Here is a 20,063-nt window from a genome sequence, read left to right on the forward strand (position 1 = left end):
CAAATCGAAGTGTGCTGATGGACGATACTCCGATCGGACATTTGTGCCACCGCTACCCGGCGCACGCAACGGAAACCAACTGTTAACGTTAATTGTCGGGAGCCGTGGTTAACCAACCCAAATGGCATGGAATTCGCAGCTTCAAAAACAAGCGGCACTGGAATCAGCCATGATCCGCCCAGATCCCCCAGGGGATCGAAGGACAGGAATACGCTAATGCAACACAAGACCACTGAAACGGTTTTCCAGTATTTCAACGGGTTACGGGGCGACAGAACCGCCCCGTTGCGTAGCGAGATCGATCCTGCGGCTCTCAAATCGGTGCTGCCGGATCTCTTCATCCTGGAAAAGGGCCGGGATGGAATCGTCCGATTTCGGCTGGGCGGCACACGCGTCTGTCTCATACTGGGACGGGAGATGCGCGATCGTGCCTTTATGGATATCTGGGATGCCGCGGTCCGCCACCGCATGCGCCTCGCTGCGGATGCCGTCATCGCCAACCAGTCGGCACTCGAGATCGCTGTGACCGCGATCGACGACGACGGCAACGCGCTGTCACTGGAAATGTTGATGCTGCCGTTGTTCTCGCGCGTCGATCACTGCGACCGCATCTTCGGGTCCCTGGTGACGCTTGAAAACACCCCGCTTATCGAAGGCTTTATCAGGCAGCTGGAGCCGGCGGATCTGGCTTTCGTGCCGGTCGAAACGCCGCGCGTGCTTGCCGGGTCGCCCGCGGCACACAGCGTCGCAACCGTCGGCTTCGGCCAGTTCCTCAACCGCGCTTCTCATCTGCGTGTCTTCGAGGGCGGCCGCCGAGACTGATTTCGCCGCCCGGCCCCGCCGCCGGCCCGCTGACAGATCGTCGCGGCCGGCGCACTGCATTTGAAAGGCTTGAGGAAAATCTCTATCATCGGGCGAAATGACTGCACCAAAAGGGATTTCCACCATGACGCAACATGAGATCGCGATTGTCGGTGGCGGCCTTGCCGGCCGGATCGCGGCGCTGGCCTTTGCGCGGCAAGGCTTCGACACTGTCCTGATCACCCCTGATGATGGACGCTTCGACCAGCGCACGACCGCACTGATGGACCAGTCGATCACCTTTCTTGGCACGCTTGGCCTCTGGGAAAAGGTGCGGCCTGCGACGGCACCGCTTGCAACGATGCAGATCATCGATGCGACCGGACGACTGCTGCATGCGCCGACGGTGAATTTCCGCGCCGCCGAGATCGGGCTCGACGCCTTCGGCTACAACATTCCCAATGCCCCGTTCCTGTCCATTCTGGGCGATGAGCTTGCGACGCTGCCCAATGTCAGAAAGATCTCGACCAGCGTCGCACGGGCGGAGCTGCAGGGCGAGAGTGCGCGCCTCATCCTCGCCGACGGGTCCGAGATCGAAGCCGGCCTCGTGATCGCGGCTGATGGCCGCAAGTCGCTGATACGGGAAACGGCCGGAATCGCCGTCGACAGCAGAAATTATCCGCAGACCGCGGTCGTGCTCAATTTCGCCCATGAGCGCCCGCATGCCGGCGTCTCGACTGAATTCCATAACCGTACCGGTCCCTTCACGCAGGTGCCGCTCCCCGGCAATCGCTCGAGCCTCGTCTGGGTGGTGACACCGGAACAGGCGGTCGACATCCTGCAGCTGCCGGCGGAGACGCTCAACCGAAGGGTGGAGGACCAGATGCAATCCATGCTCGGCAAGATCACCGTGGAGGGCGCGCCCCAGGCCTGGCCGCTTTCGGCCATGACGGCGCGCCGGTTTGGAATCGGCCGGGTCGCGCTGATCGGCGAGGCGGCGCATGTCTTCCCGCCGATCGGGGCACAGGGCCTCAATCTCAGTCTGCGGGACATCGAGACGGCGCTTGAACTTGCGACAGCGGCACGGGCAGCGAATGGCAGTCTCGCGATCGGCGAGGCCTATGACCGGCGCAGGCGCGTCGATGTCGTCAGCCGCACGGCGGCGATCGACCTGGTCAACCGCTCGCTGCTGTCGGGCTTCCTACCGGTGCAGATGCTGCGCGCCGCCGGCCTTCACATGCTCTCGGCCATCCCGCCGCTCCGCTATCTCGCGATGAACGAGGGCGTGGCGCCGGGCCGCGGCTTCAGGCTTTTCCCGCAGTTCCTAAGGGAAGAGATCCGTCGGAAACGCGCCTGACTTGATGAGATAGAGCAGCCCTGAGACGGTGACGACCGAAATCACCGTCGTGATCAGCACGGTTGCGGAAGCCCGCTCCTGCCAGGTGGAATATTGCTGGGCGATGACGAAGACATTGGTCGCCGTGGGCAAAGCCGCGAGCAGAAGTGCTGTGGCGACCCAGACATCGGGATAGTGGCCGGTCAGGCTCAGGTAGACATACATCAGGATCGGCAGCACGATCAGCTTGGCCGGCACGATATAGGGGATCTCGACCGGAACGCGCTTGAGCGGCCTGAGCGCGAGCGTCACCCCCATGGCGAAGAGCGCGCAGGGCGCGGCCGCCTGCGCCAGATTGTCGATCATCGTCTGCAGCACCAGCGGCGGCTTGAAGCCGGTGCCGGCGGCGAGGAAACCGGCAGCCGTTGCGATGATGAACGGATGGGTCGCGATCTTCACCGCCACATCGCGCGCCAGCACCAGGGGGCGCCGGCTGTCGCGGCCATCGAAAGCCATGAAGGCCGGCGCGACGGAAAAATGCACCAGGTTCTCGAAGGCGAAGATCAGGGCGAGCGGCAAAGCCGCAGCCTCGCCAAACGCGGCGAGCGCAATGCCCGGCCCGAGATAACCGATATTGCCATAAGCGCCGGCCAACCCCTGCACCGTCGCCTCGCCAATTGTGCTGCGCGTACCAAAGCGGCCGAGCGCGAAGACCATCGCGAAAATCGTATAGGTCGCGGCCAGGCTCGTGAGGATGAAATCGAAGCGTGCCAGCTCCTCGAGCGGTGTCTTGCCGATGATCTTGAAGAACAAGGCCGGCAGCGCGATGTAGATGATGAAGATATTGAGCCAGCCGAGTGCCTGTTCGTCCAGCTTCCGCCAGCGTGCCGCGACATAGCCGAGCAGGATGAGCCCGAAAAACGGAAGGACGAGGGAGGAGATTTCGGCCATGGCATGCTTTTGCAGTTTCGCTGGACGACTGTCCAACTACGTGGAGTGATTTCCGGGCGCAAGCGCCCCACCCGCACCAAACGTTCGAAACAGCGAATTTTTCCGAGAAGATTAACCGATCTTCATCAGAATCGGGAACGTCTGCTGAAACCAGATCGCAACATCGCTGACATAGCCGAAGATGAAGGCGAGCCCGGTCAGCACGAGCAGCGCGCCGATGATCTTTTCCATCACGCCGAGATGGCGGCGGAACCGCGAGAGAAAGGCTGTGAAAGCCCCGGAGAAGCTCGCTGCGAGCCAGAAGGGCACGGCCAAGCCCAGCGAATAGACGCCGAGCAGCGAAGCCCCCTGCCCGACCGTCTGCTGCGAAGCGGCGACCGCCAGGATGGCGCCGAGAATCGGCCCGATGCACGGCGTCCAGCCGAAGGCGAAGGCGAGGCCCATGACGTAGGCACCCGTCAGCGTTGCCGGTTGTCCCGTGCCCTGGAAGCGCGCCTCGCGCGACAGCAGTGGAATGCGGATCACGCCGAGGAAATTGAGCCCCATCACGATGATGATCGCGCCACCGATCTGGGCGAGGATGTCGAGATGCGTCCGGAGCAGCATGCCGATCGAGGTGGCGGATGCGCCGAGCGCGATGAAGACGGTGGCAAATCCGAGCGTGAAGAAAAACGACGAGAAAAGCACCGCGCGCCGCGACGCGACGCCGGCATTCGCCGCCGCATCGGGATTGCGGAATTCCTCGACGGAGACGCCGGCCATGTAACAGAGATAGGGTGGCACCAGCGGCAGCACGCAAGGCGACAGGAACGAGAGGGCGCCGGCGCTCAACGCACTCAGATAGGAAACCTCCGCGACTGCCAATCTGTGCCCCTCGAACCAAGCTTTTCGATCGCATGCCATATCCAAGCGCCCGCGACTAGGCCAGTCACCTTTTCTTGAGGCGTGGATATGCCGCATTTATTCGCGGCGTCCCGCTTTTGAGGGTTGACCCTGCATGCCCACTTCCCTATGTATCGCCGCGTTTCCGGAGGCGGTTCAACCGCCATTTCCCGTCATGGGAGAGCGTAGCTCAGCCGGTAGAGCAACTGACTTTTAATCAGTAGGTCATGGGTTCGAATCCCATCGCTCTCACCAAAAAAATCAATATTTTCAGTATGATACGGGAACGCAATACTCATCGCCTTGGAAATTCTTCACTCAGGGTTCCGCCAGGGTTCCAATTCTGCGGCTTTTATTGCAATCGCTACGCCGCTCTATCGACTCGCCAGAAACGGTTCGCCAGGCGTACCGCCGCCCCAAGCTGTTCCATCGCGCCATACCAAATAAGCTTTGTCGGTCCAGAGCACCCACACTGACGGAAACTGCTCGGCAGCCTCGGTGGTCGCGCCTGCGAGTTGCAGCCGGTTCTCTTTATGAAGTAGGCCGTAGCTGGAAGTGCCCAAGTAGATCAGCAAATCCGCCCCTTGCGGGTAATGCTTCGCGACCTTTTTTCGGACCGCATCACCAAGCATACCCGGTACCATCTCGGCTTCCGCGCGCCATTCTTCCACCGGTACATGCCGGATCCCCTGCCCTGGCTTGAATTCCACCCCGCGTTTGCGCCCTGGCCGTATTGCTTCCGTGACCTCGAGCCGAAGGATGCGATCGTCGAACCAGACCTCTATGTCAGGCCAGACATCCACCAGGACACGCACCTGTCCGCCGCCAATGGCGCGAGAGAACGTGGCGGCAATCCACGCCTCCTGCAGCAGCTTGACCTGCGGTTGATTGAAATAGGTGTCGCTGTCCACCTCTTCCGTGATCGCCAACACGTCGGCCGGCGCATGCCACTCGGCGAGCCACGCGCTCAATTGCCGAATCTCGTCCTTCGATTTACGCACGACATCTCCGCGGCGCGCTCGTTGCTAACCCGGAATTGTGCCGGAGCCAGCGCGGAAAATCTCTGGAAAATTGCGGATCGACATAGCTTTCGTGCCATCATATGACCGCGCATGAAAGAAAGTGATCGACGCCCCATCGTTCGCCTGGCGCTGACCCGCGCGGAGCTCGCCCTTTCTATCGGCATGAGTACGAGCTCGATAGACAAGATGGTCGAGGAAGGCGCACTGCCGCCGCCTCGCCGGTGGCACACTCGGAAGCTTTGGCTGGTAACTGAAGTAGAGGCGGCGCTTCTCGATCTTCCAATAGATGATCATGGCAACGTTGAAACTGGGGGAGAGCCACCCGAGCGTAGTCAGAGGAACGGCGTCGATTCGCGTGAGGTTGAAAGGGCGAACCATTATCTTTCCCTGTCACCGGAAGAGCAGCGTGTAGTGCATCAGCAAGAGAGGGAGGAGTGGAACGCCGCCGTCCTGGCGTCGCCGCTCAGCACCGCGGAGAAGACCGCCCTAAGAGTGCTTTCTCCGCTGGGTATCAGTGGTAAAGTTAGATTTGCTGATCTGAAGGGAGTGCGTTCCGACGCCATCGAACGCCTTAAGATTCGTGGCTTTGTCGAATGGAAATCAGCATATCAGCTTCCGGAAGGCCGCGAACATCTTTGGCTTACCTCCCCCGGTTTGACGGCGTGGGAGCATGTCGCGCGGACGTCGCAACTCAGGTTCAAAAAAGGGCAATCGCAGAAGCGCACGGTAAAGCGTTTCCTATGATCCGCGTTGAGATGACCTTCTAGGCCTGGGGGACGTATACTACGCTGCGCAGGAGCGTGGCGAGGTCGCCACCTCTAAGGATGGCAGCCTTGGGCGTTCCAGTGGAGAACGCCCCGCAACAGCGGCGGACATTGGCATCTCCCGCAAGCGACGCCGAGTAGGCGATCATGACGACCGGGGAGTTCGCTCGCCGTCGTTTGCGTCTTCAAAGCCCTGTTCGATCTCGGTGAGCTTCTCATTATCAGCCGGCGGGGGTGCGCCGGGCGTGCCGAAGTTCGGCCCCTGATCTGCGCTCTGTTCTGCCTGCTCGATCAGCTCCTTATCCACTGAAGATTGATCGGGGTGATTGCGCTCTAATTCGGTCATCTTAGCCTCCTGTTTCAGGGCTGAAACGCTGCTCCGATGAGCGCGGTTCCGGTGCCGCGAAATGGCCAAGCCACGGGCATTTCGGAAAAGGTGGGATTTTCCCACCAGGTTCGGCAACTCGCGCGGCACCGGGGCGACAAGGCCAAATTCGTCCATTTTCGCGATTTCCGTCGGTTCGAGAGTTTCCTTGTGATCCCACTGGTCGCGGAGCCCCACTGCGCCATTTTGGAACCCGATTTCCCTTTCAAATCAACGCGAGGTGAAAATGAGAGGACTCCCCCTATAGAAAACTAATTTGCGGCAGTATCCGGGGTGCTGCGCCCCGCGGGGCAGTGAGGCCTTATACGGTCCCTAAAGTGCCCTCGTTCGCCGCGCCTGGGCGCGCCTGTGAGAGGCATGCACATCAACCATCATGTTCGTCATCAGCAGGGCCGCGCGTGCCCTTGCCCATCTGTGAGGCGAGCGCCTGTCTGGCCCGTGGCCTTGGCATGCCATGCCCTATCATCGAGGGTGAGGCGCATGTGGTGCGAGCTGCGAGCCCATGCCCGTGGTGCAAGGCCAGCCCGTGCCATGCCCCTGCCCTCACACATGATCAGCGAGGCCGGTGGCCTGCGAGCTGCTACGGGTGAGAGGGTGAGGTGGACGCATGCCATTCACATGACCATGCACCACACGCGAACCGAAAGCCGCAAGGCTATAGGCCTATCGATCTACGTCGCATTGATGTGGGTACGATGTTGCGTGGCATCCCATGGTGCATGCAGGCGTTTCGATTTCAGTAGGGCTTTGCCGTATTGGATGAAGCCGGGAACTATGCCCCGGCCTAAAGAACGAGATCAGTCACGCTGATCGCGCCTATGCCGGCCAGCTCAATCTGGAAGTCGGCAATAGCATCGCCATCGACGTCTCCTTCGAGAACCCTACCAGCGTCCGCGCCGGATCCGGTCAAATACCACCGCAGTTCACCGCCCTTGCCGGTGAAGGTAGCGCCGTCCTGGGTAAGGAAGGTGAATGCGTCGTCGGCCGCTGTACCCGCGATCGCATCAATCCCGGAAAGATCAATGCGGTCATTCCCAGATTCAAAGTCCTCAATGAGATCGCGCGTGGTCGCCGTCACGCCGCTGTCGGTAGCTGCTAGATAGACGAAAGTATCAGAGCCTTTGCCGCCATTGAGCGTATCAGCACCGCCGGCGCCGGTGATGACATCCTCGCCCCCGTAGGCATCAACTGCTTCGTTGCCTTCACGCAAGACAATCGTTTCCGATCCGTTGAAGCCATAGACGTGGGTGCCGGCGGCGAACCCAAACACTCCACTCGCTTTGCCTACCTCAAGGTAATGATCAAGTGCCGACTCGAAGCCCGCGCCCTTCAGCATCTTGGCGCTGCTTTCCATCTGGCCAAGGTAATAGGCTTCGTTGAAGCCCGCAGCGCCATCCTTGGCCGGATTTTCGGTCGTACGGCTACCAAAGATGCGCTTCGTGCCAAGGTAGAGGCTCTCCGAGAACTTATCCCACTCGTAAAACTCTGTGTAGTTGCCCTGCGGCCGTACGAGCACGTCCATGATGCCGTCTTCGTTGGCGTCGACGTATTCCCCAAACTCGCCAACCCATGGACGGTCGCCGGATGGCAAATACTTCTGAGGAAGCCGGTCAAAATTCCCTGTGCCGTCGTTGAGGAAAACCCGCTCAGCTTCGGTAATCCCTCGCTTGTTTTGGTCAGACCAGGGTACAAAGATATCCAGATGGCCGTCACCATTCCAATCGACAAGTTTCACGTCATTCAATAGGCCTCTGGTGAAAGTCCATCCCCTGATCTCGATATCGAGCTTCTCGAATCCGTTTCCGCCGGCGGCCGAAAAAATCTCGAGGAAATTTCGGGGTGGTGCCTGTTCGGTAATCATGCCATTCACCCGAACGATCTCGTGGGCGTGGTGAATTGCAATGACGTCTTCGACGCCATCTCCGTTTACATCGCCCGTCGCGCCGAAATGCAGGCCATTATCAAGGTATTCTTCGCCATTGCTGTCAACGCTGATGCCGAAGGTCGCTGTCCCGCCGGTCCAGCTTATCCCTTCCTCGATACGGGAAACGAGTTGGAAGGTCTCAATTGTAGTCTGGACACTTCCGTCATCATTTAACTCCGTCAGATGCATCATTCCCCCGTAGGGTTCGGTCCAGAAATGGGCACCAAAATCCGCGAGTTCTACTTCACCGTCGCCATCAAAATCACCGGAGAAAAAGAGATTGCCACCGACACCCGCGACGATCTTTTGAGTGAATGTTCCGTCTGTTTCTTGGAAGTAGAAGGCGGTTGAGGCATCGTCGCCGTTTGGCGGCCAGCAGTAGACAGCGAAGTCCGTCAAACCGTCTCCGTTCAAGTCGTCGGCTACAGACTGTCGTCCCCATCCGCTGAAATCGAGGTCAACGGATTCGAAACGTCCGTTTGCAGAGAATAAGGCAGATTGGGCATTCGGAAAATCCCATGGGTTGTTCCGTCCATCCTCGTTTGTGTTGGTCAAGACAATGTCGTCGACACCGTCTCCATTGAGATCGGCTACTGCCGAATTCATAGAGTATCCGTCAGCGATGCGCCCTTGATCAGGCAAGAGGGATGTCCCGTCTTTGAAGCCCTTTTTGCCCGCGCCGAGGAGGAGTACCAGTTGTCCGTGGGCTTCCTCCTTGGCTGGTTCTCCACCTACAGAGTAATTTTCCGCAAAATAGCTGATAAGCATATCCTGCTTACCGTCACCATTGAAATCGCCATAGCGCGTCTGGTAGTTGGAAATAACCGCGTGCTTGGTCCCAAGTGTGGCTTCAGTGTCCTTAGAGAAATCCTCTAGATACTTCCGCGTGATGTTGCCCGACCAAGCCAACTTGAAGAACTTAGACATTCTGTACCCCCCGTGTGCATCAGAGCCTACGTGAGATATTTCAAGATGTCATCCTCCACAGGTAGAGGAAGAGGCAATATGAGCGACGGCCGACCAAGCTGCAGGACCACGCCATGACGCCGATCTCTGCACCGGGCGCGGCACGCGCGGGCGCCCGTAACCCATAAATTTATTGGTCTCGCTGTCAGGCTTGGCTCGCCGGATCATCTGCGGGATCTGGATCCTGCTCGAGCGCTGCTGCGCTGGCGCTCACTGCGAGACCGAGTGCTGCTAAGGTCTCCTTGGCGGAGAACCCTTGCTCGTTGGCTGCTGCAACAATATCAGCGACTTCCATCTGAACAAGTTCCTCAAGTTGCTTCGCGCGTCCTTCGTCTTCCTCCGCCATGGTCTCCTCCAGTGGAAAGGCCGACCAAAAGGGCCGGCCGAGCACGCTGATACTGCATGCGTGCAAACTTAGATTCAGAACGCCGATCGAGGGGCGTTCGTTCCTGGCTACGGCTTCACCCCGTGATCGCTGAAGCTGCGGCCCAGGGCCTTGGAGACAGACGTGGTTGCAGATGCTGCTGACGCGTTGATTCCGGACAGACCCGCCTTGATCGCGTTCACCAACCGTAGCGTTTCCGCCAGCGCCGCATTGTTGACCTGAGGCGTTGCCGTTACCGATAAGGCATCCTTGATCTGACGGCCGACAGAGTCAGCCTCAGTAGCCGCCGCATTCGCACCGCCCATGTCGACCTCTGCCGAACGCTTCACGCTGTTGGTGGTCATGTGGTCGAGGTTGGGATACCAGCTGCCCGGCCGCGGGCCGAGCCCGGCGCCGGCGGTGTGCATGCCCCCTTCAAAGCCTCCCGGGAACTCCGAACGAAGGCGGCGATCGCGCTCCTGGTCCTGAAGGAAATTCGGATTGGCCTTAAGGACGCTTTGATAGCCGGCGTGCGGAACATCGTTGAGAGCTTGGTAGGTAGTGATCCCTGCTCCGACCGGACCAGCCACACGCATGCCGGCTGCCGCGAGCCAGGGCATGGCGTCCTTAATCTTTGAGAGCCATCCGCCCTTTTTGCCGTCTGCCAGGTTGTCGACGACGCCCTGGCCGCCGAGGCTGGCGGCAGCCGCCTGCAGGGCGAAAGCAGCGGTGTTGAGGTTGGTGCCTGCGGTCATCAGGCCCCAGATTGCAGCGGTGACCTTCCATGCCGCGAAACCGCCGGCCAGCCCAGCGCCGGCAAGGAGGGCTTGGGCACCGCCGTCCTGCTCTCTCAAGGCTGTTGCGAAGCGCTGCAGGCCGCCTGTGAGCGAGTTCAGAATGCCGACCGCCTCTGGCATGCCCCTGATCGCCGTCGCCAATTCGCGCCAGCTCTCGGTAAAACCCTTCCATGCGACGAAGGGATCTTTCGCGAGCGCGTTGTCAGCTGCGGCCGGGCCCACCGCATTCGCATACTGCTCCAGCAGGCGGTCAACCTGCGCCTGCTGAGTGATCATCCTGGTCAAGAGACCAGAAGCATTGGTGTTTCGCGTGAGCTGCGCCACCTCCTGCGTAACGGCGGTCTCATCGTTTGTATCGACACCCTGCTTCTTCAGCGATGGGATCAAGACTTCCTTGACCCACTGATAGGGGTTGGTGCCGAACATGTCCGCCTTGACGAGGCCGTTGTCGTCGCGGATGCCGATATCTTTCTGGCGCTGGATGTTCTTCTTGCTCGCCACGGCATTGGAACCGATGACGAAGGCTTGGTAAGCGCTCGACAGCGCGGTACCGAAGCCCTCCGGCGTCATGTCCTGCATGAATGCCGGCGAGACATTGGCCAGAAACTCGGTCGACAGCCCGGGCACGGCGATCTTGCCACGGCGTGCAAACTGAAAGAGCTTGCCGACGTCGAAATCCTTGTCCTCGATCTGGGCGGCGCGGATCATACCGGCGATAATGTCCCGGGTGGCATCGATCCCGAGCTGGCCGTCTTTGTTCTTGCCGGCGTTGTCGATTCCGCGGAGCAGATTGCGGAGCTCATCGGGCGCCGCGTCCGTGCCCTTAGTCGTCTGCAAGGCGACATAGCCCCGCACCAAGTCCGGCAAGATGGAAAGCCCACGATCGATGCTGCCCATCATCGACTGAGAGGCGCGAGCGAGCTCCATGACATTGACCAGTCCAGCGCTCGGAAACTGCGTGGTGAGCCGGTCAGCTTCCGCTGCGATGCGAAGCCGGTCTGCAGGCACGATGTTCGCATTCTCTTGCTTGAAGATCTCCTTCTGGAGTTCCGCGCTGGCATTGATGCCACCGCGAACGGCGTTGGCGCCGCCATACATTAGCGTACCGATGGTGCCGTAGACCGCCATGTCCTTGGCCGCCTCTTTCCAGCGAGAATGCATCCGGCCGATATTGGTGTCTGCGTCCTTCGCCGCCGCCGCAAGCGCTGAAAACTCGCTCGTCGCCGCCAGTTTGAAGTTGCTCTTCTCAATCGACTGCATTGCCTTAGAGAGATTTCTCGAACTCATCGAGGTGTGCAAGGAATCCCAAGCCACCCGGAGCTTGTCGATATCGGCCGACGACGTACCAAGTTTCCGGAGGCGCTCTTCGAACTGGCCGCCCCAGCTTGTCTGATTCATCCGCTGAGCTGCGCGCTGAATCTTGTCGATCGAGGTATCGAGGTTATTCGCGGTCGACTTGGCCTTGCCGCTCATCTCGTCCTTGAGACGGAGAACGAGCTCGCCGATGAATGTCCGTGCCATGGTCGCTACCTCCCTGCCTTACTTCGCGGGCTCGGCGGCGGCGTCGAAAGCGGCGGCGGCCTGGTGGAGCGCCTTGAGGCGCTTCGGCGTGAACTCCTGCGCCGCTTCGTCGATCGTCTGCTGATCGTCGGCGTCGAGGACATTCCAGACCTCGATCGGGCAATCGACCATCGGGGGAAGGATATCGCCCTCGCTCGTGCGCAGGGTCTCGAGGTAGTCACGGACCTCCTTGCCGGATGCCCGGCGGATCTTGATCTCGGTCCACGTCTTGCCGTCAAAGTCGACCGGCCATTCAAGGGGGATCATCTTCTCGCGCGGGACGTCGGTGACGAACCTAGCGATCGGTGCGGGCGCCGGCTCGGCGACCGGCTGTTCGGTGATAGTGGTTTCGTCAGTCATGAAGCGCTCCTTTGATCTAGGCAAAGGGTATCAGGCGCGCGCGGGGCACAGAATTGGACATGGATGGAAATCGTTGCCCCGCGGACCGGCATCAAACCCTCGTTTTCGACGATCAAGTTACCAGTCGAACCGAACTGCGGGGATTGGCGTTGAGCGGCATTCTGTGCCCACGATTGAAACGCGAGGAGATGATTAGATGGACGGGACATTGATCGACGAAGAATATCGCGCCGGATACATCGCCGGCTTCCGATCGGTCCGGAAAGACGATGTTGCTGACCCGGATGTACCAGCAACGCCGTTCATCCAGGAGGGTCAAACGGCGCGTGACGTTGGCTGGAATGTAGGACGTCTGCACGGTCTCGATGCGACAGTTCCGGATGACCCCCAAGACGCCGGGTGACGAGGAGAATTAGCCTTAACCTCCTCATAGACTGGAGGATCTCGGGAACCTATGCCCGGTCGATCGCCATGAGGATCTCGTTCATGCTGTCCACCATGTCGTCGGCTTGTTCGAAGGTGAGGCCGAAAAGCATCCGGTCATCCCATACCGCGGGCAGGTTCGTTACCTGATCCATCACAGTCCATGTACCATCGTCTTCGCCAGCAATAGCGAAACGTGGACCAGCGTGGCTGAAATCGAACAGGTCGATATCGAGCCAGTTTAACGGGCTGTCGGACATCATGTGATCCAGTTGGGAGTACGGCCCAATACATCAGTCAGCCGCGACTAGCAAGATGACTGGCGAGGCAGCGCAGTGCTTATCATTTGATTCACGCGCTTGATGCATGCTGAATAAAAATTGGGAAGTAGATTGATGATGCCCAACAAATTCGACCAGAAGGCAAATCCGACTTTCGATTCACTTAGGGCGCCAGCGGATAGTAGGCCACGCGAACGAATGCCGCTCTGGCTCGCAGTCGGCACGCCAGTGGCGGCCGCGGTAATTCTGTTTTTGATTTTCTCTTAGTCTGACGGCGCCGCCGAGGCGATATACACCGATACGGCCGCTGTGCTACTTTTCGAATGCTCTCATTACTGCCAGGACTTGCCCAGCGGCGTCCAGATGCCTGTGATTTTCAGGCGACCACTCGGTGCAGCCCGCGACCGCCGCCGCCATTGCCAGGCGCTCGGTTTTCGTCATCCGTCGTTCTCCGCTCGAGCACAGTAACGCCGTCGATCGCCCCATACCGATCAGCGCGCCGGCCTTCGCCACCTGCTTACCATTGAAGCCCACGGCTTGCATCCATTCCCGAAACTCGTTCATGCCGACCTCGCAAAATCAACGAGGCCGCAATAGCAGATTTAGGTTGTGATTGGGACAACGATATCAGGCAGTCGTCGCGGCAGACGCGGCGAGTTCGGGATAGGCTTCGAGCACGGCCGCTTCGATCCGCTCTCGGAGTAGATATTCCAGCTGCAGCGGTTCCGCCCGGTGTTCGAAGTGATCAGCAAGGCTGGCCTGGTCGACGAGGTGCTCCCGGGCGAATCGCGCCAGTGCGCTCAGAGGTAGCTCGCTCTCTGAAAGGCCAAGCAGGTCGCGGCCTTGCTCGGCACGAGCGTGGTTGAGGGCAGCATAGGCGCGGCTCCGGAGATCCTCGATCGGGATCATCGTGACGTCGATCGGGACCACGGCGAGATCGTCGGCCAGCTTGTCGCGCAGAATCTTAATGCTGCCGTCATCGATCATCTCGCGGAGCCGGTGAGCGTCGGCGGCGCGCTGCAGGCCAGCGATCACTTCTGCCCGCCGCTCGGCGCGCTCGACGCGCCGCAGCAGATAAACCCTCATTGGCCGATCGACGTTTTTGAACGGGCTGACAGCGAGAGCATCTGGTGGACCGAGGTGTTTGCGCACCATCACGTCGGTCCACCCACGGTCAGTGATCAGCTTGTTCAGGGAGATGATCGGCGGGTACTCGAGGAGCACGATCGGCTTTTGGTTCATGTCAGCACCGCCCTGACAACGAGGACACAACAAGCGGCGATCGCCGACCAGGTCATGAGCCCGCGCCAAGATGCAGGGCGCCGCGCCGGCGCTGCTCCGCTCAGATCCGGCAGGAATTTTCTGAAATCGCCCTCCTGCCAACCGCCCTTGAAGTCCTCTTCAGGAATGCCGCGCTGCCGGCGCATCCGATTGTTAAAGCCGTGAACCGCCTCCGCCTCGGGAAGCTCGGCGCCATAGCGCTGGCGCAGCGGAGAGGCATCGACGATCGCCCGGCGCTCGAGTTCGGAGATCGGGCCGACCTGGCCGGACGGCGGAATGATGCTCACGCGTTCAACGCGGGTCGGAATGCCCGCGTCATCGAGCACGGAAACGAACGCCTCGCCGACGCCGAGCGCGGTCAACTCGCCCTTGACGTCCACCCCTCTGTTTTCGCGGAAGGCCGCCGCGGTGGCGCGGACCAATTTCATCCCGGCTGGCGTGAATGCGCGGAGCGAATGGGCAATGCGGTTGCCGAGCTGTGCGAGCACCGTTTCCGGTACATCGGCCGCGCTCTGGGTCACGAAGAACACCCCAACGCCTTTCGACCGGACCAAGCGCACCAGACGCTCAACCTGCTGTATGAGCGGCTTGGGGGCGTCCGTGAAAAGCAAATGTGCTTCGTCGAAGAAGAAGGCGAGCTTCGGCTTGTCGAGATCTCCGACCTCCGGGAGGACTCGGAAGAGCTCGGTCAAGAGCCACAGGAGGAAGGTCGCATAGAGGCGCGGGCATTCAAGCAGCCGATCGGCATGGAGAAGGTTGACCACCCCGCGGCCGGCGTCGTCCGTCCGCACCAGGTCAAGAATGTCGAAGCGAGGCTCTCCGAAAAGGCGGTCACCTCCCTGCGCCTCAAGAGCAAGAATGTTGCGCTGAATGGCGGCGATGCTGGCGGCCGTGACATTGCCATAGCGCTGGCAGGTATCTTCCCGGTTCTCAGCCATATCGCTCAGGGTCCAGCGCAGATCGTCAAGCGTCAGGATCCAGAACCGCTCATCGTCGGACTTCTTGAAGGCGATGGCGAGTGTGCCAGTCTGGACGTCGTTCAGACCGAGCATGCGGGCGAGCAGATCCGAACCCATTTCCTGCACGCTGGTGCGGATGGGCAAGCCGGCGTCGCCGAAAAGATCCCAGAGGGCCACCGGCGTGCGATCGGCGATGAACGGGCGGCCGAGCGCCCGCGTTCGCTCCGCCAGCGGCGAGGCGTTGTCACCTCGAGCGGCGATGCCACTGAGGTCGCCTTTCGTGTCGGCGGCGAAGATCGGAACACCGGCTTTCGAGAATTCTTCGGCCAATCTCTGCAGCGTCGTGGTCTTTCCCGTGCCCGTGCTTCCGGTTACCAGACCATGCCGATTTGCCTTCGCCAGCGGCAAGGAAACGACGCTTCCGGCCTTCGAGATTCCAATTTCGATCGAGGTCATTGTGAGCTCCAAAATCATTAGAAAAACTACCAGAAAACAGCCGTCAAAGCACTGATTTTCTCGGCAATACTCCCACCCGGCGATGTATTCCGGGTGGGAGGCAATTCCTTTTGAATTGCCCCACAATCGGGGTATTCCGCCGCCTATCCGGCGTCGGAATTGGAACTCTCTAGATCCTTCGAAATCTGGGTAATAACAACGGCCATCTGAGCAGTGTCAAGGCGGACCCTGGCAACATGTTTCATAAGAAGTGCGATACGGGCTTCTTTGTCGGGCCAATCCACAGGCCGTACCGCCAGTGCGCGGTTCTTCACCGCGTCCATCTGATCCATGATGAAGTCGTCGAGCGCTTCCAGGGCTTCGGCGCCCGGGCCTTCCTCTCCCATGCGCGGGCGGGAGGCGAGGCCAGACAGGGAGTCCGAAAGATGCGCCAGAGCGTCATAGAGGCCTTCCATGCGGGTGTGGCGGTCCATGGCGGCGATGGCAGTGGCGAAGGCGGTGTTGAGGTCGACTTGAGCGGGCATCATATTGCCTCCCATGCTTCGCGGACTCGGTCGGCATAGGCCGCCGCCTTACTGGCGATGAATTGGATGTTGGCGGCGTCGTGCCGGTCGATGGAAAGATCGCGCTTGCAGGTATCGCGGATACGGTCCTCGAGTAGTGACGAAAGCACCGATGACATGCTGACCATGTCGGCGATTAGGTCGGTGAGCGCTGCTTCACGCTGCTCCCGCGGGTCTCCGGCGTCGGATGGAAATGGGAGCACTGTTCGGCGGGTGATCGATCTCATTGCGCGCTCCATTCGGCAAGATCACCCAGGACCAGCACCACGCGGGGATTATTGCAGCCGCAACCGACCTCTCGCATGAATGCCTTCGTGCCTTCCTTCTTCTGGATGGCCCATTCGAGCGTGGGCACATCGAAGCAGTGGCTTGGATTGCCGTCGTCGTCGTCCGGCCCGCCTGTGCGCTCGTAAATGACGCTGAACGCGTGACCCTCGCCGCAGTGACGGAATGCGATAAAGGCGGCCCGGCAGCGGTTGGTGAAGCGCCACACCGAACGAAACAGCGGGCGGGTGACGGTAGGCACGCCTTCGGCGGCGGCCGCAGTGAGTGTGCTCGGCATCTTGTTTTCCAGTTCAACGGTTTTCGTTAACTGTTCTCATATTTCGTTTATTTCAGAGTTTGTCAACGGTTTTCGTTTATGGTACTTGGAAATAATTGATCTCAAGGACGAAAAATGTCTCTTACCCCAGCACAATCTCGGGCAGCCCGGGGACTTCTAGACTGGTCGCAGACGCAGCTCGCTAAGAACTCAAATCTCAGCGAGAGCACCGTCCGGGACTTCGAGAAAGGTAGGCGGCAGCCTTCGATCAACAACCTCGCTGCGATCGAGCGCGCGCTTGAATCTGCCGGCGTCACCTTCCTGGCGGACGGCGAGGAGACGGGTGGCGGGCCGGGCGTTCGCTTGAAAGCTGATCAATGACTGACGAGGATCCGAAGGCCGAGATTTCCCCGCTCTCGCAGGAATTTAGCGACAACGAGATGACCGTCGGCGTCATGATCTACAAGATCGAAGGCAACGACGGCTGGACCTTGGAAGTTGCCCTAGACGAGGAAACGTCCGTCACTTGGACCGATCTGTTTCCGACCGACCAGGAAGCATGGGACGAATTCACCAGTGCAGTGGCGGAGGTCGGGTTGCGGCAACTGCTCGATATCGACGACGCCGGAGAGGCAACGATCCACTGATGGTGCTTATACAATGACCTCGATCCTTATTTTTCTCACGGTCTTTTCCCTTGGTTTGGTGACCGCCGGCATCGCGCAATGGAAAGGTCGAAGCGCCTCGACCTGGCTGCTCTATGGCCTCCTTGCGTCGCCGCTTGCGATTCCATTGCTGCTCGTACAAGCACGGAGACAGAGCCCTGGCGCCCGTCTGGCACTTGCGTATTTTGTTGCAGCGGTGTCCCTCTTGGCAATTGTCGCTGTCGTGGCGGTCTATCGCGTTCAAAACGAGGGTGCGTTCTGACATCGTCGCTGGCGGTGGCCTAAACGCCGAGCCCAGCACCGGCAAGGTGGCTCAAGTTGCGCCACCTGATTGAAAACGCACCACCCCCGCCAAAGGGTGATCGCTTGCGTTGTCACTGCACGGCCGACGGCGGGACGACCATTGGGAAACTGATTATTTCGTGAAGTATGGAAGCAGATCAAAGCAAGCTAGATTTGCCATATTCGTGGGCATGAACTGCCGAATCCTCCCAAGGGCGACAGGGCGCCCGGAGACGACAATGGAGACTTCAATGAAGTACGATTGGGACTACGTTCCGCTTACGGACTGGTACGTTGATGATCTCGCCGAAGCCACTCGATGGTGGAACCGCGTCGACTTTAGGGACGTCGGGTTCGCGCCATGGCTGCTGACAACGATAGTTTTGTCTTGGACAGCGTTTGGGATTGCCCAGCTCCTGCAACTGGTCTGATCTACGAGCAGCCGCCATCGATTTCCCTAGAGAACAAAATCTATATCTTGAAGCACGTGCAGATCCTGAAGTTTTATCTGGAAGTCTGCCTTCCCGTTGCCGTCGACGTCACCTTGGATGAAAGTCACATCTTTGGCTGTGCCGCGCTTGTCCTCCAGGAAAGCTCGTAGCTCTCCCTCGACTTTGTGGAATTTCGCCTTCCCGACGAACTCAAATTCGCCGTCGACAACGATCGCCGATAGGTCGATCAAGTCGCCCGACACGAAATCAGTTATGGTGTCACACGTCTTGCCCTTGCCCGCTTCACCTATGTTGACAAAACCAAAGACGTCCGCGCCGGCTCCTCCCGTCACGACATCCTTCCCCAAACCGCCGGAGAGTGTGTTGTCGAGTTCGTTGCCAACAATTGAATTCGCCAAATTATTGCCAGTGCCGCGAATCGCAGCGCCGTCGAGTTCCAGGATTTCTATGAAGTTGCCCAGAACATAGTCTATCGAGGAGACGATCCGATCGCTTCCTTCGAGGTCATTTTCGGCGACAACGTCTGCGGCGTTTTCGACGAAGTACGTGTCATCAGAAGCTCCGCCGAGCATGCTATCGGCGCCAGCGCCACCATCGAGCATGTCTTTTCCGTCGCCGCCTTCTAGAGCGTCGTCACCACCGCCCGCCTTAATGTCATCGTCTCCTGCGAGGCCGATCAAGTTTTCAATGCTATTCGTTCCCACAATACGGTCTGAGACAGCCGAACCAACGACTTTCTCAATCGTGCTGCCCGGCATAATTATCATGTTGTAGAAACCGTTTTCAGAGCTTCGCGGGGTAAGTCCCGACCAGCCTGTCGCGCCGTTGTATGTTGCAGTTTGCCAAGTCCCGCCCAGCCGGTCGTAATACACATAGCCGCGAGCAAGATCGACAATGTTAATGTCGGTGGGGTCATAGGCCTGGGTCGAAAGGTCGATCGTATCGACGCCACCATAGTCGGCGACTACCGAAATCGAACCGTTTGCGCGATAAACGTCATTTGTCACAACCTTGCTCACGCCGTACAGAGATTGAAGTGCTAATATATCCAAGGGCATATAGCTGGTCAGACTATACTCATAATTGTTAGTCACAAGATCCGTTGAAGCCATCAGAGAAGCTGAATTGATGTCGAGGTCGGGGTTCAGGTGAGAAATTGATTCCTGAGAATGCGGGAGTCCAAGTGCATGGCCGACCTCGTGAATGAGGACCTGCCTCATGTAACCCTTCTCTTCGAGAACCCAATCATCGTTGAGAAGCACGGCGTGATTCGAGCCTGGCGATGGCCCGAAAGCATAACCCCCTACCGTCATGTTTTGGTGACCGATCTTGATTTCGCCATTGCCAGTCGGATCGTAAATGAAGTCAATATCGATAAATCGCTCGATGTCTTCGAAAAACCCGAGCGCTACGTCCTTCTCGGCTTGAGTTAATGCTTTATATTGGAGTGATTCCCCGTCGGGCAAAAGAAATCCAGTGCCAGGATAGGCAGAAGCCGGGAACGAGAAGGTAATCGTTTTTTGATGCCAAGAATCGGGTGAAAGAATTGAGCGGTAATTTTCCTGAGCGAACTGGATCTTCTGTTCAATCAATGCAAAATCCCAAGTAGCTCCCGTAGCCATTTCCGCTGCCTTTCTCGAATCTGCAACCAATTCATCAATCGGTGGAATATATCTTGCAATTTTCAGTTTAGTCAATGCGTGCGGGGCCGTAGGTACAACCCTCTAGCTTAGCCACAGCTGGTCTCGGTGCACTGAGACGCAACATCATCGGAGCTCGCTTGCGAAGCATTTATCATCGCAGGCCTCTCCGCCAAGATCCATGTCCGATCGACTGAAGATCCGCGCGCACTCGCAATGGCCGCCGGGAAAAACCGGATCCCTGTCGCCAACAGCCCCGCGTTCAGGAAGGCCAACCACGACGCCATGGAGGCGGTGATGAAGACGGTCGCCAAGATGAAGGCGGAGCGGGAGCGATTCTTTCATTCTGATCAGACAGACGGGGGAGGTAATATAAATGCTACCCACAAGTCGAACCTGGCTATTGAC

Annotated in this window: 24 protein-coding genes and 1 tRNA gene; 9 read left to right on the forward strand and 16 right to left on the reverse strand. The window is 59.2% G+C overall.

What is annotated here, in order from left to right:
* The first annotated feature begins 216 nt into the window (after positions 1-216).
* Together AC2YI2_RS26780 and AC2YI2_RS26785 are read left to right on the forward strand one after the other, a co-directional pair.
* Positions 217-822, forward strand: coding sequence for a PAS domain-containing protein (locus AC2YI2_RS26780; RefSeq protein ID WP_487389581.1), 606 nt, complete (start codon positions 217-219; stop codon positions 820-822).
* A gap of 124 nt (positions 823-946) precedes the next feature.
* Positions 947-2,158, forward strand: a complete 1,212-nt coding sequence (locus AC2YI2_RS26785; protein ID WP_487389582.1) for a UbiH/UbiF family hydroxylase — start codon at positions 947-949, stop codon at positions 2,156-2,158.
* Here AC2YI2_RS26785 and AC2YI2_RS26790 read toward each other — a convergent pair.
* Both AC2YI2_RS26790 and AC2YI2_RS26795 read right to left on the reverse strand, forming a co-directional pair.
* Positions 2,126-3,088, reverse strand: a complete 963-nt coding sequence (locus tag AC2YI2_RS26790) for an AEC family transporter (protein WP_487389583.1) — start codon at positions 3,086-3,088, stop codon at positions 2,126-2,128. The genes AC2YI2_RS26785 and AC2YI2_RS26790 overlap by 33 nt on opposite strands.
* A 111-nt stretch (positions 3,089-3,199) precedes the next feature.
* The gene (locus tag AC2YI2_RS26795; RefSeq protein WP_487389584.1) at positions 3,200-3,952 is read right to left on the reverse strand and encodes a cytochrome c biogenesis CcdA family protein; all 753 of its coding nucleotides are present in this window, start codon (positions 3,950-3,952) and stop codon (positions 3,200-3,202) included.
* 197 nt (positions 3,953-4,149) lie between these two features.
* Here AC2YI2_RS26795 and AC2YI2_RS26800 point away from each other — a divergent pair.
* Positions 4,150-4,225, forward strand: a tRNA-Lys gene (locus AC2YI2_RS26800).
* Between the two features lie 119 nt (positions 4,226-4,344).
* Here AC2YI2_RS26800 and AC2YI2_RS26805 read toward each other — a convergent pair.
* Complete coding sequence (locus tag AC2YI2_RS26805; protein WP_487389585.1) at positions 4,345-4,971, reverse strand: hypothetical protein; 627 nt, start codon at positions 4,969-4,971, stop codon at positions 4,345-4,347.
* 111 nt (positions 4,972-5,082) lie between these two features.
* Here AC2YI2_RS26805 and AC2YI2_RS26810 point away from each other — a divergent pair, with 111 nt between their 5' ends.
* Positions 5,083-5,736: a hypothetical protein gene (locus tag AC2YI2_RS26810; protein ID WP_487389586.1), complete on the forward strand. Its 654-nt coding sequence runs from the start codon at positions 5,083-5,085 to the stop codon at positions 5,734-5,736.
* Positions 5,737-5,901: 165 nt separating this feature from the next.
* Here AC2YI2_RS26810 and AC2YI2_RS26815 read toward each other — a convergent pair whose 3' ends face one another.
* The 5 genes from AC2YI2_RS26815 to AC2YI2_RS26835 all read right to left on the reverse strand — a co-directional run bounded on the left by AC2YI2_RS26815 (position 5,902) and on the right by AC2YI2_RS26835 (position 12,112).
* Positions 5,902-6,258 carry a hypothetical protein gene (locus AC2YI2_RS26815; RefSeq protein WP_487389587.1) on the reverse strand — a complete coding sequence of 119 codons (357 nt, stop codon included), beginning with the start codon at positions 6,256-6,258 and terminating at the stop codon, positions 5,902-5,904.
* 667 nt (positions 6,259-6,925) lie between these two features.
* Positions 6,926-8,992 carry an FG-GAP-like repeat-containing protein gene (locus tag AC2YI2_RS26820; RefSeq protein WP_487389588.1) on the reverse strand — a complete coding sequence of 689 codons (2,067 nt, stop codon included), beginning with the start codon at positions 8,990-8,992 and terminating at the stop codon, positions 6,926-6,928.
* 184 nt (positions 8,993-9,176) lie between these two features.
* The gene (locus AC2YI2_RS26825; RefSeq protein WP_487389589.1) at positions 9,177-9,377 is read right to left on the reverse strand and encodes a hypothetical protein; all 201 of its coding nucleotides are present in this window, start codon (positions 9,375-9,377) and stop codon (positions 9,177-9,179) included.
* A 107-nt stretch (positions 9,378-9,484) separates the two neighbouring features.
* Positions 9,485-11,713, reverse strand: coding sequence for a hypothetical protein (locus tag AC2YI2_RS26830; RefSeq protein ID WP_487389590.1), 2,229 nt, complete (start codon positions 11,711-11,713; stop codon positions 9,485-9,487).
* A gap of 18 nt (positions 11,714-11,731) precedes the next feature.
* Entirely contained in the window at positions 11,732-12,112 is a 381-nt protein-coding gene (locus AC2YI2_RS26835) for a hypothetical protein (RefSeq protein WP_487389591.1), read from the reverse strand.
* Between the two features lie 196 nt (positions 12,113-12,308).
* Between AC2YI2_RS26835 and AC2YI2_RS26840 the strand changes: the two genes are divergently transcribed.
* Positions 12,309-12,515 (forward strand): hypothetical protein, encoded by a 207-nt coding sequence (locus tag AC2YI2_RS26840; RefSeq protein ID WP_487389592.1) that lies wholly within the window; start codon positions 12,309-12,311, stop codon positions 12,513-12,515.
* Positions 12,516-12,564: 49 nt separating this feature from the next.
* Here the strand turns inward: AC2YI2_RS26840 and AC2YI2_RS26845 are convergent, their stop codons facing one another.
* From AC2YI2_RS26845 to AC2YI2_RS26875, 7 genes are all read right to left on the reverse strand, one after another.
* Positions 12,565-12,795, reverse strand: coding sequence for a hypothetical protein (locus AC2YI2_RS26845; RefSeq protein ID WP_487389593.1), 231 nt, complete (start codon positions 12,793-12,795; stop codon positions 12,565-12,567).
* A gap of 333 nt (positions 12,796-13,128) precedes the next feature.
* Positions 13,129-13,380: a hypothetical protein gene (locus AC2YI2_RS26850; RefSeq protein ID WP_487389594.1), complete on the reverse strand. Its 252-nt coding sequence runs from the start codon at positions 13,378-13,380 to the stop codon at positions 13,129-13,131.
* Positions 13,381-13,443: 63 nt separating this feature from the next.
* On the reverse strand, positions 13,444-14,058 hold the full coding sequence (locus tag AC2YI2_RS26855; RefSeq protein ID WP_487389595.1) for a hypothetical protein: 615 nt from the start codon (positions 14,056-14,058) through the stop codon (positions 13,444-13,446).
* Positions 14,055-15,512 carry a helicase HerA-like domain-containing protein gene (locus AC2YI2_RS26860; RefSeq protein WP_487389596.1) on the reverse strand — a complete coding sequence of 486 codons (1,458 nt, stop codon included), beginning with the start codon at positions 15,510-15,512 and terminating at the stop codon, positions 14,055-14,057. Before AC2YI2_RS26860 ends, AC2YI2_RS26855 begins: the two co-directional genes overlap by 4 nt.
* Before the next feature lie 143 nt (positions 15,513-15,655).
* On the reverse strand, positions 15,656-16,036 hold the full coding sequence (locus AC2YI2_RS26865) for a hypothetical protein (protein WP_487389597.1): 381 nt from the start codon (positions 16,034-16,036) through the stop codon (positions 15,656-15,658).
* On the reverse strand, positions 16,036-16,302 hold the full coding sequence (locus tag AC2YI2_RS26870; protein ID WP_487389598.1) for a hypothetical protein: 267 nt from the start codon (positions 16,300-16,302) through the stop codon (positions 16,036-16,038). Before AC2YI2_RS26870 ends, AC2YI2_RS26865 begins: the two co-directional genes overlap by 1 nt.
* The gene (locus AC2YI2_RS26875) at positions 16,299-16,637 is read right to left on the reverse strand and encodes a hypothetical protein (protein WP_487389599.1); all 339 of its coding nucleotides are present in this window, start codon (positions 16,635-16,637) and stop codon (positions 16,299-16,301) included. The genes AC2YI2_RS26870 and AC2YI2_RS26875 overlap by 4 nt, the downstream gene beginning before the upstream one ends.
* Before the next feature lie 114 nt (positions 16,638-16,751).
* Between AC2YI2_RS26875 and AC2YI2_RS26880 the strand changes: the two genes are divergently transcribed.
* From AC2YI2_RS26880 to AC2YI2_RS26895, 4 genes are all read left to right on the forward strand, one after another.
* Complete coding sequence (locus tag AC2YI2_RS26880; RefSeq protein WP_487389600.1) at positions 16,752-16,997, forward strand: helix-turn-helix domain-containing protein; 246 nt, start codon at positions 16,752-16,754, stop codon at positions 16,995-16,997.
* A complete protein-coding gene (locus tag AC2YI2_RS26885; RefSeq protein ID WP_487389601.1) occupies positions 16,994-17,263 on the forward strand; it encodes a hypothetical protein in 270 nt (89 codons plus the stop codon). The genes AC2YI2_RS26880 and AC2YI2_RS26885 overlap by 4 nt, the downstream gene beginning before the upstream one ends.
* Positions 17,264-17,276: 13 nt before the next feature.
* Positions 17,277-17,543, forward strand: a complete 267-nt coding sequence (locus tag AC2YI2_RS26890; RefSeq protein ID WP_487389602.1) for a hypothetical protein — start codon at positions 17,277-17,279, stop codon at positions 17,541-17,543.
* Positions 17,544-17,814: 271 nt separating this feature from the next.
* Positions 17,815-17,994, forward strand: coding sequence for a hypothetical protein (locus AC2YI2_RS26895; protein WP_487389603.1), 180 nt, complete (start codon positions 17,815-17,817; stop codon positions 17,992-17,994).
* 26 nt (positions 17,995-18,020) lie between these two features.
* On the opposite strand, the gene AC2YI2_RS26900 is transcribed toward AC2YI2_RS26895, so the two are convergent.
* The gene (locus AC2YI2_RS26900) at positions 18,021-19,712 is read right to left on the reverse strand and encodes a matrixin family metalloprotease (RefSeq protein WP_487389604.1); all 1,692 of its coding nucleotides are present in this window, start codon (positions 19,710-19,712) and stop codon (positions 18,021-18,023) included.
* Positions 19,713-20,063: the final 351 nt, after the last annotated feature.

It is taken from the genome of Rhizobium sp. SRI_017, assembly GCF_057586295.1.

What these genes read in the sequence shown, in the direction of transcription:
- AC2YI2_RS26870 (WP_487389598.1), bottom strand. Translation starts at nt 16,302, where the DNA reads ATGAGATCGATCACCCGCCGAACAGTGCTCCCATTTCCATCCGACGCC.
- AC2YI2_RS26780 (WP_487389581.1), top strand. Translation starts at nt 217, where the DNA reads ATGCAACACAAGACCACTGAAACGGTTTTCCAGTATTTCAACGGGTTA.
- AC2YI2_RS26840 (WP_487389592.1), top strand. Translation starts at nt 12,309, where the DNA reads ATGGACGGGACATTGATCGACGAAGAATATCGCGCCGGATACATCGCC.
- AC2YI2_RS26865 (WP_487389597.1), bottom strand. Translation starts at nt 16,036, where the DNA reads ATGCCCGCTCAAGTCGACCTCAACACCGCCTTCGCCACTGCCATCGCC.
- AC2YI2_RS26855 (WP_487389595.1), bottom strand. Translation starts at nt 14,058, where the DNA reads ATGAACCAAAAGCCGATCGTGCTCCTCGAGTACCCGCCGATCATCTCC.
- AC2YI2_RS26885 (WP_487389601.1), top strand. Translation starts at nt 16,994, where the DNA reads ATGACTGACGAGGATCCGAAGGCCGAGATTTCCCCGCTCTCGCAGGAA.
- AC2YI2_RS26890 (WP_487389602.1), top strand. Translation starts at nt 17,277, where the DNA reads ATGACCTCGATCCTTATTTTTCTCACGGTCTTTTCCCTTGGTTTGGTG.
- AC2YI2_RS26785 (WP_487389582.1), top strand. Translation starts at nt 947, where the DNA reads ATGACGCAACATGAGATCGCGATTGTCGGTGGCGGCCTTGCCGGCCGG.
- AC2YI2_RS26860 (WP_487389596.1), bottom strand. Translation starts at nt 15,512, where the DNA reads ATGACCTCGATCGAAATTGGAATCTCGAAGGCCGGAAGCGTCGTTTCC.
- AC2YI2_RS26825 (WP_487389589.1), bottom strand. Translation starts at nt 9,377, where the DNA reads ATGGCGGAGGAAGACGAAGGACGCGCGAAGCAACTTGAGGAACTTGTT.
- AC2YI2_RS26850 (WP_487389594.1), bottom strand. Translation starts at nt 13,380, where the DNA reads ATGAACGAGTTTCGGGAATGGATGCAAGCCGTGGGCTTCAATGGTAAG.
- AC2YI2_RS26820 (WP_487389588.1), bottom strand. Translation starts at nt 8,992, where the DNA reads ATGTCTAAGTTCTTCAAGTTGGCTTGGTCGGGCAACATCACGCGGAAG.
- AC2YI2_RS26810 (WP_487389586.1), top strand. Translation starts at nt 5,083, where the DNA reads ATGAAAGAAAGTGATCGACGCCCCATCGTTCGCCTGGCGCTGACCCGC.
- AC2YI2_RS26830 (WP_487389590.1), bottom strand. Translation starts at nt 11,713, where the DNA reads ATGGCACGGACATTCATCGGCGAGCTCGTTCTCCGTCTCAAGGACGAG.
- AC2YI2_RS26895 (WP_487389603.1), top strand. Translation starts at nt 17,815, where the DNA reads ATGAAGTACGATTGGGACTACGTTCCGCTTACGGACTGGTACGTTGAT.
- AC2YI2_RS26790 (WP_487389583.1), bottom strand. Translation starts at nt 3,088, where the DNA reads ATGGCCGAAATCTCCTCCCTCGTCCTTCCGTTTTTCGGGCTCATCCTG.
- AC2YI2_RS26880 (WP_487389600.1), top strand. Translation starts at nt 16,752, where the DNA reads ATGTCTCTTACCCCAGCACAATCTCGGGCAGCCCGGGGACTTCTAGAC.
- AC2YI2_RS26835 (WP_487389591.1), bottom strand. Translation starts at nt 12,112, where the DNA reads ATGACTGACGAAACCACTATCACCGAACAGCCGGTCGCCGAGCCGGCG.
- AC2YI2_RS26875 (WP_487389599.1), bottom strand. Translation starts at nt 16,637, where the DNA reads ATGCCGAGCACACTCACTGCGGCCGCCGCCGAAGGCGTGCCTACCGTC.
- AC2YI2_RS26815 (WP_487389587.1), bottom strand. Translation starts at nt 6,258, where the DNA reads ATGGACGAATTTGGCCTTGTCGCCCCGGTGCCGCGCGAGTTGCCGAAC.
- AC2YI2_RS26845 (WP_487389593.1), bottom strand. Translation starts at nt 12,795, where the DNA reads ATGTCCGACAGCCCGTTAAACTGGCTCGATATCGACCTGTTCGATTTC.